We start from the raw sequence: 12,728 nt of genomic DNA, 5'->3' as shown, positions 1-12,728 counted from the left end.
CGGGCAAATGCGGCGATGACAAGCCTTACTGCTCATACAGTTCCAGCGGCAGCCCGTCAGGATCGTTAAAGAACGTGAAGCGTCTTTGCGTGTATGGATCGACACGGATGGCTTCACACTTCACGTTATGGCTTTGCAAGTGCACCACTGCCGCATCGATATCATCAACGCTAAACGCCAGATGCCGCAGGCCGCAGGCTTCCGGTCGGCTGGGGCGCTCCGGCGGGAACGGAAATGAGAAAAGTTCAATCACATATTGTCCGTTAAGCGCCAAATCTCCTTTCCACGAATCGCGCTCTTCACGATAGACTTCACTTTGCAGCGTGAAGCCGAGAATATCGCAGTAGAAAGCTTTGCTCACCGCATAATCCGTCGCAATAATCGCAATATGGTGAACCTGTTTTAAACCCAACATAGAATCTCCTGCATTGATATGATACGCACGTGCATCGCGATATATTGATAATACGCATAAATTGCAGGAAAGATGAATCAGACATTTACACTGACTTTAAAACAACATCTCAAACGCCTGTAATAGCGGTTGAGATGCGGTTTGGTGAAGCGTTTTACGGGAGATTACTCTGCGCTATTCTTGCTAACACTCTCAGCAATGCGGCGCAAATATTCGTTATTCTTAAACGCTATCATAATTAATTCGAAAGTCATACGACAGCTTATAAGACCAATGACGGTATAAGCTAACCCTAAGAGAAAGTTTCCGCTAAATATGGAGAAGACACCGCCTATCAGTGTCAGCACCATAGCCAGCCAGTAAAAAAACACCAGTACACGCGGCATAAGAAGACGATCAAATCCTAAAATTGCTTTCATATTTTATCCTTAAAAATTCTATTAGCCTGATAAATTTATATTATTTCTAACTACTGTGTATATTGGTATATGCCTCCGAAATCGGAGTTATCAACATGAGTTTAAGCGTTTTTGGGATGAGGGAAATGAAAGTAAGATTATCTAAATGTATTTATAATATGACTAAATAAACCACATACAAAAAAGGTCACCGAAGTGACCCTTTTCAGAACATTTGCTGATTACGCGTAGCCGTAGCTCATCAGGCGCTGATAACGACGATTTTTTAAATCTTCAGTGCTTAACACGTCGAGATCGGCCAGATCCGCCAGCAGTTGCGCTTTCAAAGACGCCGCCATCGCTTCCGGGTTACGGTGAGCGCCGCCCAGCGGTTCCGGGATGATGGAGTCGATCAATTTCAGTTCTTTCAGACGCGGAGCGATGATGCCCATCGCTTCAGCCGCCAGCGGCGCTTTATCGGCGCTCTTCCACAGAATGGAAGCACACCCTTCCGGCGAGATAACGGAATAGGTGCTGTATTGCAGCATATTCACTTTATCACCCACGCCAATCGCCAGCGCGCCACCAGAACCACCTTCACCAATAACGGTACAAATAGTCGGTACGCTCAGGCGAGACATTTCACGCAGGTTACGCGCGATGGCTTCAGACTGACCACGCTCTTCTGCGCCCACGCCTGGATATGCCCCCGGTGTGTCGATAAAGGTGATGATTGGCATCTTAAAGCGTTCAGCCATTTGCATCAGACGCAGTGCTTTGCGGTAACCTTCTGGCGCTGGCATACCAAAGTTACGGCGAATTTTCTCTTTGGTTTCACGACCTTTCTGGTGACCAATAATCATCACCGGACGACCATCGAGACGGGCGATACCACCAACGATAGCTTTGTCATCTGCATACGCGCGGTCACCTGCCAGTTCGTCAAATTCATCAAATGCCAGGCGAACGTAATCCAGGGTATAAGGACGCTGTGGATGGCGAGCCAGTTGCGCAATTTGCCATGCACCGAGATCGGCGAAGATTTTACGCGTCAGTTCTACGCTTTTTTCACGCAGACGATGCACTTCTTCATCGATGTTAATATCCAGTTTCTCATCCTGGCGGCTAACCGCAGTCAGAGAATCGATTTTCGCTTCCAGCTCTGCAATCGGCTGTTCAAAATCAAGGAAATTCAGACTCATAGTATTCCTGTATTAGTCAAACTCCAGTTCCACCTGCTCCGAACCAATGAGGCCACGGAGATCGTTTAATAAACGATCGCTCGGAGAGACACGCCACGTCGCGCCAAAACGCAACCGCGCACGTGCATCCGCCCTCTGATAGTAGAGATGTACTGGAATTGTCCCAGAGCGGTGGGGTTCCAGAGACTGACGGAGTCGGTTTAAAAGCTGGTCATCAATTTGCCTGTCCGTCAGCGAGATAGCAAGCCCGCGAGCATATTTTTCCCGGGCTTCGTCAATATCCATCACTTCGCGAGCGGTCATTTTAAGCCCACCGCTGAAGTCATCAAAGCTGACCTGTCCGCTGACGATAAGTATGCGGTCTTTTTCCAGCAATTGCTGGTATTTATCCAGGGCGTCAGTAAACAACATGACTTCCAGCCGCCCGGAACGGTCATCCAGCGTGCAGATACCGATACGATTGCCGCGCTTGGTGACCATAACCCGCGCGGCAATAACGAGCCCCGCAGCCGTGGTGACTTTACCACGTTCTGTCGGGTGCATGTCTTTCAGCCTTACGCCTCCGACATAACGCTCAATCTCTTTTAAATACTGGTTGATAGGGTGGCCCGTCAGGTACAGACCTAACGTTTCACGTTCCCCATCTAACACCACCTGTTCCGGCCACGGCTGGCAGCTAGCGTAAGATTGTTCAATTTGCTCCGGCTCTTCCGCCAGTACGCCAAACATATCGGCCTGGCCGATGGCTTCTGCTTTCGCGTGTTGATCTGCCGCTTTTAACGCATCGCCCAGCGAGTTCATCAGCGCCGCGCGGTGTGGCCCCAGACGGTCAAACGCCCCGGACATGATCAGTTTTTCCAGCACGCGACGGTTCAACTTTTTGGTGTCGGTACGGGCACAGAGATCAAACAGTTCGCGAAAGTAGCCGCCTTTATTACGAGCTTCGATGATGGCCTCAATTGGCCCCTCACCTACCCCTTTGATGGCGCCAATACCATACACGATTTCGCCGTCATCGTTGACGTGGAAATGGTAAAGACCGGAGTTTATATCTGGTGGCAGGATTTTCAGCCCCATCCGCCAGCACTCATCCACCAGGCCAACCACCTTCTCGGTATTATCCATATCGGCGGTCATCACCGCCGCCATAAACTCTGCCGGATAGTGCGCTTTCAGCCATAACGTTTGATATGACACCAAAGCATAGGCCGCAGAGTGCGATTTGTTAAATCCGTAACCGGCGAATTTCTCCACCAGGTCGAAGATTTTCATCGCCAGTTCGGCGTTGATCCCGTTCTTTTCTGCACCTTCAGCAAAAACAGAACGCTGCTTAGCCATCTCTTCCGGCTTTTTCTTACCCATCGCACGACGCAACATATCTGCACCGCCGAGGGTATAACCAGAAAGTACCTGGGCAATCTGCATTACCTGTTCCTGATACAGGATAATGCCGTAAGTCGGTTCCAGTACTGGTTTCAGACTTTCATGCTGCCACTGCACGTCCGGATAGGAGATCTCTTCGCGACCATGTTTACGGTCGATAAAGTTATCCACCATCCCTGATTGCAACGGACCGGGGCGGAATAGTGCCACCAGTGCGATCATATCTTCGAAGCAGTCAGGTTGCAGACGCTTGATCAGGTCCTTCATGCCGCGCGATTCAAGCTGGAATACCGCCGTGGTTTCCGAGCGTTGCAGCATGTCAAAACTTTTCTTGTCATCCAGCGGGATCGCAGCGATATCCAGTGGCGGCTCGCCATTCTTCGCCCGCCGCTTGTTGATCATCTCCAGCGCCCAGTTGATGATGGTGAGCGTACGCAAACCGAGGAAGTCGAACTTCACCAGCCCGGCGTATTCAACGTCGCTTTTATCAAACTGCGTGACCGGATGTTTGCCCTCTTCATCGCAATAAAGTGGCGCAAAATCGGTAATTTTGGTCGGCGCGATAACCACCCCACCGGCGTGTTTACCAGCGTTACGGGTGACCCCTTCCAGTTTGCGCGCCATGTCGATCAGCGCCTTAACTTCTTCGTCCGCTTCGTAGATTTCCGGCAGTTGCGGCTCTGCTTCAAATGCTTTCGCCAGCGTCATCCCCGGATCGGGCGGGATCAGTTTCGAGATACGATCGACAAAGCCGTACGGATGTCCCAGCACGCGGCCTACGTCGCGGATCACCGCTTTTGCCGCCATCGTACCGAAGGTGATGATCTGCGATACCGCATCACGACCGTACATGTCCGCCACGTGTTCGATAACCTGGTCGCGTTTCTCCATACAGAAGTCAACGTCGAAGTCAGGCATGGAGACACGTTCCGGGTTAAGGAAACGTTCGAACAGCAGGTCAAATTCCAGCGGATCGAGGTCGGTGATTTTCAGCGCATAAGCCACCAGAGAACCCGCACCGGAGCCACGACCTGGCCCTACCGGTACGCCGTTATCTTTCGACCACTGGATAAATTCCATAACGATGAGGAAGTAGCCGGGGAAGCCCATCTGGTTGATAACCTGTAGTTCAGTCTCCAGACGTTCGTCATATTCCGGGCGACGCTTAAGACGTTCTTCCTCGTCAGGGAATAAAAATGCCAGACGCTCTTCCAGCCCTTCTTTTGCGCGCTTGACCAGATAATCTTCGGTGCTCATGTCCCCGGTCGGGAACTGTGGCAGGAAGTATTCGCCAAGACGCACAGTCACGTTACAACGTTTGGCGATCTCAACGGTGTTGGCAAGGGCTTCGGGGATGTCGGCAAACAGCTCGCACATCTCCTCTTCGCTACGCATATATTGCTGCGGCGAATAGTTACGTGGGCGTTTAGGATCATCGAGGGTAAAGCCGTCGTGGATCGCGACGCGGATTTCGTGCGCGTCAAAGTCGCTGCTGTCGATAAAGCGCACGTCGTTGGTCGCCACGACGGGCAAACCCCGCGCTTCCGCCAGTTCTACCGCCGCGTGCAGATAGCTTTCTTCGTCCGGCCTGCCGGTGCGAATCAATTCGAGAAAATAGCGATCCGGGAAGTGTTCTTCATAAAACGCGACACACTCATCTACCAGCGCGCTGTTACCACGCAAAAGGCTGCGTCCGACGTCGCCCATGCGCCCGCCAGAGAGCAAAATCAGCCCTTCGTTTAATTCGATAAGCCAGTCGCGATCGATGATTGGCCCGGCTGCACCGTACCCGCGCTGATACGCTTTTGAGATCAGCAACGTCAGATTCTGATAGCCGGTATTGTTAGCCGCCAGTACCGTCAGGTGAGTTAACTCATCCCCCAACAGATCGCACTGGACGTTAAAATCCGCCCCGACGATGGGTTTAATCCCTGCGCCATGTCCCGCTCCGTAGAACTTCACCAGACCGCAAAGGTTGGTGAAATCGGTGATCGCCAGTGCTGGCATACCCAACGTCGCCGCCTTTTTTACCAGCGGCGCGGTTTTTGCCAGGCCATCGATCATCGAGTAGTCGCTGTGCACCCGCAGGTGAACGAAACGTGGTTCAGACATCTTCAGATTCCGGTTTACTTAATCTCGACACAAGAATCAGGACGCAAGTCCCAGTGCGCGTTTGACAGGCCCAAAGCTGCGACGATGATGTTCAGTCGCGCCATATTCAGCCAGTTTTTCCAGATGAAAAGCGGTTGGATACCCTTTATGTTGGGCAAAACCATATTGCGGGAAAACAATATCCAGCGCCGCCATTTCGGCGTCACGCGTCACTTTCGCCAGGATAGACGCGGCACTGATTTCTGGTACGCGGCTATCGCCTTTCACCACAGCCATCGCAGGCATCGGTAATTTCGGGCAGCGGTTACCATCAATCAACACATATTCCGGGACGATATGCAGCCCCGCAACCGCACGCTGCATCGCCAGCATGGTCGCGTGTAGAATATTCAGTTCGTCGATTTCATGGGGTTCCGCGCGACCCAGACTCCAGCTTAACGCTTTCTCTTTAATCTCTTCATACAGCGCCAGACGGCGTTTTTCGCTCAGCTTTTTGGAATCATTCAGCCCGACAATCGGACGCGCCGGGTCGAGGATCACGGCAGCGGTGACAACCGCGCCAACCAACGGCCCGCGCCCGACTTCATCCACACCCGCAACAAGCTGCGTGTGCGGATAAACAAATTCGATCATTGTGCTAACTCCAGAACGGCTTGTGCCGCCTGCTCATCGGCATTGCAGCGGATCTGCTGATGCAGTTCGCGGAAGGTGTCGTGCATTACGTGGCTGGTTTTACCATCCGCCAACAACGGTAACAGCGCCGCAGCCAGTTTTTGCGGCTCACACTCTTCCTGCAATAACTCTTTGACTAACTCTCTGCCCGCCAGCAAATTGGGTAGAGAGACATAATCAGTTTTCACCAGTCGCTTCGCCAGCCAGAAGGTGAAAGGCTTCATGCGATACCCAACCACCATCGGGCATTTCGCCAGCATACACTCGAGTGCCGCCGTGCCCGACGCCAGTAACGCCGCATCGCTTGCCACCATCGCCTCACGCCCCAATCCATCTAAGAGATGAACGGCAAGGTCTGGCGCAACTTCAGCTTTGATGCGTTCAAACTGCTCGCGGCGTTTGGCATTCACCAGCGGCACCACAATCTCAAGATCGGGATATGTCTGGCGCAAAAGCTGGGCCGTTTTCAGGAAATCGGCGCTAAGCATCCCAACTTCCGCGCCACGACTGCCAGGCAGCAACGCCAGGCAGTGGGCATCGTGAGGGATACCCAACACATCACGGGCGGCGTTTTTATCTGGATCTAACGGCATTGCATCAGCCATGGTGTGACCGATAAAACGGCACGGCACGTTGTATTTGTCATAAAACGCTTTTTCGAAAGGCAGAAATGCGAGCACCAGATCGGTAGCTCTGCCTATTTTGAAAACGCGTTTCTGTCGCCACGCCCACACGGACGGACTGACGTAATGAATAGTTTTGATACCCTGCTTTTTGAGATTACCTTCGAGGGTAATATTGAAGTCAGGCGCATCAATGCCGACAAAAACATCTGGCTTTAGCTCACCAAAACGTTTCGTCAGATCGGCTCGAATATGCAGTAAGCGACGCAAACGACCGAGCACTTCAACAATGCCCATCACCGCCAGCTCTTCCATTTCGTACCAGGCTTCGCAGCCTTCAGCCTGCATCCGTGGCCCGGCAACACCAACAAAACGGGCGTTGGGCACACGTTCTTTCAGAGCGCGGATTAAACCGGCCCCCAGGATATCGCCGGAGGTTTCTCCGGCGACCAGGGCAATCGTTAATGGACGCTGCTCAGCCATTAACGAATCAGACCGCGCGTTGAGCGTGCAAAGAAATCGGTAAACGCTTTCACTTCCGGATAAGTTTCCGCCAGTTCAGCAATTTCCGGTTTCACTTCATCGAGCGTTTTTCCGCTGCGATAAATCAGCTTATACGCATTGCGGATAGCGGTAATCGCCTCACGGCTAAAACCGCGACGCTTCAGCCCTTCGATATTGACACCGAACGGCGTTGCGTGGTTACCCTGCGCAATAACATAAGGAGGGACGTCCTGCGCCACACCGGAGCAACCGCCAACCATCACGTGCGCACCAATGATGCAGAACTGATGGACTGCGGTCATGCCGCCGATGATCGCGAAGTCATCTACCGATACGTGCCCCGCCAGCGTTGCGTTGTTGGCGAGAATACAGCGGTTACCTACCGTACAATCGTGCGCAATGTGAGCATTGATCATCAGTAAGTTGTCGCTGCCCACCTTCGTCAATCCACCGCCCTGGACTGTGCCACGATGAATGGTGACGCTTTCGCGAATGCGGTTACGATCGCCGATTTCCACACGGGTCGGTTCGCCAGCATATTTCAGATCCTGGTTAACTTCGCCGATGGAGGCGAACTGATAAATCTCATTGTCGCGACCAATTTTAGTATGGCCATTCACGACAACGTGAGATTTCAGTACGGTACCCTCACCAATTTCGACATGGGGTCCAACGATACAAAAAGGACCAATGTGAGCATTGGCGCCAATCGACGCGCCCTCTTCCACAATGGCGGTTGGATGCACAAAGGCGGATTTATCAATCACGTATCAGGCCTCCCGGCTACGAGCACACATCATCGTTGCTTCGCAAACTACTTTACCGTCGACCAGAGCAACCCCTTTAAAACGGGTCAGGCCACGGCGCGTTTTTTCGAAAGTGACTTCCATGATCATTTGATCGCCTGGCACGACCGGGCGCTTAAAGCGCGCTTCGTCAATACCGGCGAAGTAGTACAGCTCACCCGGTTCCAGTTTTCCTACGCTTTTAAACGCCAGAATACCTGTTGCCTGTGCCATTGCTTCCAGAATCAGCACACCCGGGAAAATCGGTTTTCCAGGGAAATGGCCCTGGAAGAATGGCTCATTGACAGAGACATTTTTTACTGCGCGCAGAAAACGACCTTCTTCAAAATCCAGCACGCGATCCACCAGTAAGAACGGGAAACGGTGTGGCAGAAGTTCTAAAATCTCTTCAATCTGCAGAGTATGAGTGTTAGTAGTCAAGATACTCTTCCTGTCAAAATATAAGAAACGACAATAATAACACGGCCTGCCGCAATCGTAAGAATGAGACAGGCCGTAAAGTTTGGCGAACAAAAGATGGAACGTTAGTCTTGTTGATTAACCTTGCGCTCAAGCGATTTCAGACGCTTGCTCATATCATCAATGTTCATCACCAGTGCAGCGGTTTTGCGCCAGACTTTGTTGGGTTGCAGCGGAATGCCTGAGGAATAGACGCCAGGTTCAGTGATAGGACGCATCACCATACCCATGCCCGTAACCGTCACTTTATCGCATATTTCCATATGCCCGTTGATTACGCTGGCACCGCCGATCATGCAGTAACGACCAATTTTCAGGCTGCCCGCCATAATGACGCCACCGGCAACCGCCGTATTGTCGCCAATCACAACGTTATGTGCAATCTGGCACTGGTTATCAATGATCACGCCATTACCGATAATAGTGTCATCCAGAGCACCACGATCGATGGTAGTACAGGCGCCGATCTCCACGCGATCGCCAATAATCACGCGACCAATCTGAGGGATCTTCACCCAGTTACCACGATCGTTGGCATAGCCAAAACCGTCCGCGCCTACCACCGTTCCGGATTGGATCAGGCAATTCTGACCGATCTGGATCTCATGGTAAATGGTTACGTTCGCCCAAAGGCGCGAACCTGCGCCGATTTTGCTGTTTTTACCAACGAAGCAACCGGCACCAATAATCACGTTATCGCCCAGCTCAACACCGGACTCAATCACCGCGTTCGCGCCAATCGAAACGTTGTTACCCAGCTTCGCCGTCGCGTCGATCACTGCACTGGGTGCAATGTCCTGCGCGGGCTGCGGCGTGGTATCTAAAATTTGCGCCATGCGCGCGTAAGTCAGGTAGGGATTCTTCACTACCAGCGCGGCACTTTTCGCGAAAGGAAGATCGTCCTGGGTCATGACAACCGCAGACGCCTGGCACAAGCCTAAATGCTCACGGTATTTTGGGTTAACCATGAACGTGATGTGACCTGTTTGTGCAGATTGCATGGACGCAACGCCGGTGATGACGATATCGCCATCACCGTGTAGTTCTGCATCCAACTGCTGCGCTAAATCAGCCAGTCGAATTGAAGGCATTACTTATTTAACCTGTTTCAGTACGTCGGCAGTGATGTCTTTTACATCGCTGCTGTTGTAAGCAACGGCGTTTGCATCAACAACCAGATCGATATCCTGGCTGTTGGCAACGGATTTCACAGCAGTCTGGATACGAGTAACCAGTTTGCCGCGTTCTTCGTTGGAACGACGTGCGCGATCCTGCTCAAAAGCCTGCGCTTTCTGAGCAAAAGTCTGGCGCTGAGCCATCACGTCTTTTTCCAGCTTAGTACGATCGCTACCGGCTTTCATAGACTGCAGCTTTTTCATTTTAGCTTGCAGATCGGTTTCCATACGCTGCAGTTCGCTGGCACGGCCTTTGAACTCATTTTCCAGCGTGTTAGAAACACCGGTTTTCTGTGCTACCTGCTGGAACAGGCTGCCCATATTGACGATTGCAATTTTGTCAGCCGCCTGAGCAGAAGTTGCCAGTGCTAAACCGAGACCTGCAGCTAATAACCACTTTTTCACAATAAACTCCTTACCATCCCATTTGCACCGGAGGGTGCAGTTCTTTGCGTCGCCCGGCGATCTTATATTGATCGCCTAAAGTCATCGCTACACTACCACTACATTCCTTTGTGGAGAACACTTACCAGGTTTTACCGATGTTAAACTGGAACTGTTCTGCCTTGTCTCCATCGTACTTTTTGAACGGCTGGGCGTAGGAGAACACCAACGGCCCCAATGGGGACATCCATTGCAATGCGATACCCGCAGACATACGGATATTGCTTGGATCACTATAGTCCGGATATCCAGAATATTGGCTGGAATCCCAGTTTGTATCCCAAACGGTGCCCATATCCCAGAAGAAGGAAGTACGAACCGAGTTAGCATACTTGTCGCTAATGAACGGCGTCGGGGTGATGAGTTCGAGGCTGGCAACCGCCATGGCGTTACCACCTACAGCATCATCCGATTTACACAGGTCTTTCGCTCCGTCCTGAGTCGCACATTCGTAATCGTAGTCCGGATCATAATTACTGGCCTGATGCGGGAAGTAAACTGCTTTCGGACCAATGGTGTTGGACTGGAAGCCACGCACGGTGCTGGAACCACCGGCATAGAAGTTCTCGTAGAACGGCATCTCTTTGCCGCCTAAACCATCACCGTAACCCCAACGAGTACGACCCAGAACAACCCATTTGTGATCGTCATCAATCGGCACATAGGTCGCTGTGTCTAACGTCACTTTGTAGTATTCGTTATCCGATCCCGGAATGGTCACTTTACCGGTCAGGTTGACACGTGAACCATCTGTCGGGAAGTAACCACGGTCAAGCTTGTTATAGGTCCAACCATAGTTGAACGTGAAGTCGTCCGTTTTGAAGCTATTATCCTGATCAGAGGTGCTCGGATGTTCACCCATAGAGTACAGATAACGCCACATCGCAACCTGCGGCTGCATGTTGGACAGGGAGTTATGCACATAACCCAGACCTGCACGCAACGAGTTATATTCGTTGATCGGGAAGCCCAACGTCACGTCTGTACCATAACTCTTGTTGGTATAGTCGGACAGGTCGGCGTCATCTGCCTGGAAGTCATTATAGAAGAGACGGCCACCGAGGCTTACGCCATCTACGGTGAAGTACGGGTTGGTTACCGACAGTTCAGCATAGGTCTGGTAATCGTTTTTGGTTCCGTTGATACCAACAGCATAACCCGTACCTAACCAGTTATCCTGTTGCACGCCAGCCTGGAAGCTCACGCCACTTTCAGTACCGTAACCAATACCAAAGTTGAAGCTACCGGTGTTACGTTCTTTGACCTTGTAGACCACATCAACCTGATCCGGGCTACCCGGAACACGCTGAGTGTCAGTGTCGACTGTTTCAAAGAAGCCCAGACGATTCAGACGCTCTTTACCCTGATCGACCAGATCGCTACCCAGCCATGCCCCTTCCATCTGGCGCATTTCACGGCGCAGAACAGCATCTTTCGACGTGTCGTTACCTTCAAAACGGATCTTACGCACATAGAAACGGTTACCCGCATCAACGTTCACACGTAATTTAACGGTCTTGTCGGCATCGTTAATTTCAGGCATCGACTGTACGCGCGGATAGGCATAACCATAGCGACCGAGAAGCTTTTTAATGTCATCTTCCATTTTGGTCACTTTGGTGCCGTTATACAGCTCGCCCGGCTCGATCTTAGTCAACTGCTCAATTTCAGCGGAGTGCCCGGCAAGGTTACCGCTCACTTCAACGCCAGAAAGCTTGTACTGATCGCCTTCGGTGATGTTCACCGTGACGTAGATACCTTTTTTATCCGGCGTCAGACTGACCTGGGTCGAGTCGATGTTGAAACGGGCATAACCGCGATCCAGATAGTAACTGCGCAGGGTTTCAAGGTCGCCCGCCAGTTTCTGTTTCTGGTATTTACGATCGCCTACCACGTTCCACCACGGCACTTCGTCACGCAGCTGGAAATGAGAGATCAGTTCGTCGGTGGTGAAAGCATGGTTACCAACAATATTGATTTGTTGGATTTCTGCTGACACACCTTCCTGGAACACCAGTTTAAGGTCAACACGGTTACGCGGCAGTGGAGTCACGACAGCTTTTACGCTGGCGCTATATTTACCGACGCTGTAGTAGAAGTCTTCCAGACCTTTTTCGATATCAGCAATGGTGGTGCGATCAAGAGATTCGCCCACACGCACACCAGAAGCCTCGAGGTTTTGCTTCAGCATGTCATCTTTCACCGATTTGTTACCGGAGAAAGTAATGCTGGCAATGGTCGGACGTTCTTTTACCTGAACCAGAAGGGTATCACCATCACGAAGGACGCGAACATCCTCAAAGTTGCCGGTAGCAAACAGAGCGCGAATGGTATTACTGATATCTTCATCATTAACCGTGTCGCCTGTGCGCACCGGCATACTGAGGAGGGCCGCACCAACGGCGACACGCTGAAGGCCTTCGAAATGAATATCTTTCACTACGAACCCTTCAGCACCGTATACGGTGGCGCTGCTAAACAGCAGCGACGCTATGAGCAACTTTTTCATCGCCATCGTTATTATGCGTTCTTCCT

Annotated in this window: 11 protein-coding genes; all 11 read right to left on the bottom strand. The window is 51.6% G+C overall.

What is annotated here, in order from left to right:
- Positions 1-25 precede the first annotated feature (25 nt).
- Positions 26-415 (bottom strand): VOC family protein, encoded by a 390-nt coding sequence (locus tag WES_RS16915; protein WP_000901104.1) that lies wholly within the window; start codon positions 413-415, stop codon positions 26-28.
- A gap of 164 nt (positions 416-579) precedes the next feature.
- Complete coding sequence (locus WES_RS16920) at positions 580-834, bottom strand: DUF4282 domain-containing protein (RefSeq protein ID WP_000644313.1); 255 nt, start codon at positions 832-834, stop codon at positions 580-582.
- Between the two features lie 221 nt (positions 835-1,055).
- Positions 1,056-2,015, bottom strand: a complete 960-nt coding sequence (gene accA / locus WES_RS16925; protein ID WP_000055746.1) for an acetyl-CoA carboxylase carboxyl transferase subunit alpha — start codon at positions 2,013-2,015, stop codon at positions 1,056-1,058.
- 12 nt (positions 2,016-2,027) lie between these two features.
- Positions 2,028-5,510: a DNA polymerase III subunit alpha gene (dnaE, locus tag WES_RS16930; RefSeq protein ID WP_016159353.1), complete on the bottom strand. Its 3,483-nt coding sequence runs from the start codon at positions 5,508-5,510 to the stop codon at positions 2,028-2,030.
- Between the two features lie 36 nt (positions 5,511-5,546).
- Entirely contained in the window at positions 5,547-6,143 is a 597-nt protein-coding gene (rnhB, locus tag WES_RS16935) for a ribonuclease HII (protein WP_016159354.1), read from the bottom strand.
- A complete protein-coding gene (lpxB, locus tag WES_RS16940) occupies positions 6,140-7,288 on the bottom strand; it encodes a lipid-A-disaccharide synthase (RefSeq protein WP_016159355.1) in 1,149 nt (382 codons plus the stop codon). The genes rnhB and lpxB overlap by 4 nt, the downstream gene beginning before the upstream one ends.
- Positions 7,288-8,076 (bottom strand): acyl-ACP--UDP-N-acetylglucosamine O-acyltransferase, encoded by a 789-nt coding sequence (gene lpxA / locus WES_RS16945; RefSeq protein ID WP_000565966.1) that lies wholly within the window; start codon positions 8,074-8,076, stop codon positions 7,288-7,290. The genes lpxB and lpxA overlap by 1 nt, the downstream gene beginning before the upstream one ends.
- 3 nt (positions 8,077-8,079) lie before the next feature.
- Positions 8,080-8,535, bottom strand: coding sequence for a 3-hydroxyacyl-ACP dehydratase FabZ (gene fabZ / locus WES_RS16950; RefSeq protein WP_000210739.1), 456 nt, complete (start codon positions 8,533-8,535; stop codon positions 8,080-8,082).
- 104 nt (positions 8,536-8,639) lie between these two features.
- Positions 8,640-9,665 carry a UDP-3-O-(3-hydroxymyristoyl)glucosamine N-acyltransferase gene (gene lpxD, locus WES_RS16955; protein WP_001139274.1) on the bottom strand — a complete coding sequence of 342 codons (1,026 nt, stop codon included), beginning with the start codon at positions 9,663-9,665 and terminating at the stop codon, positions 8,640-8,642.
- A gap of 3 nt (positions 9,666-9,668) precedes the next feature.
- On the bottom strand, positions 9,669-10,154 hold the full coding sequence (gene skp, locus WES_RS16960; RefSeq protein ID WP_000758956.1) for a molecular chaperone Skp: 486 nt from the start codon (positions 10,152-10,154) through the stop codon (positions 9,669-9,671).
- A 121-nt stretch (positions 10,155-10,275) separates the two neighbouring features.
- Positions 10,276-12,708: an outer membrane protein assembly factor BamA gene (bamA, locus tag WES_RS16965; RefSeq protein WP_001240898.1), complete on the bottom strand. Its 2,433-nt coding sequence runs from the start codon at positions 12,706-12,708 to the stop codon at positions 10,276-10,278.
- Between the last annotated feature and the right edge of the window lie 20 nt (positions 12,709-12,728).

The organism is Escherichia sp. KTE31 (assembly GCF_000407925.1).
Classification (GTDB): Bacteria; Pseudomonadota; Gammaproteobacteria; order Enterobacterales; family Enterobacteriaceae; genus Escherichia; species Escherichia ruysiae.
This window is presented reverse-complemented; position numbering and strand designations above follow the sequence as displayed.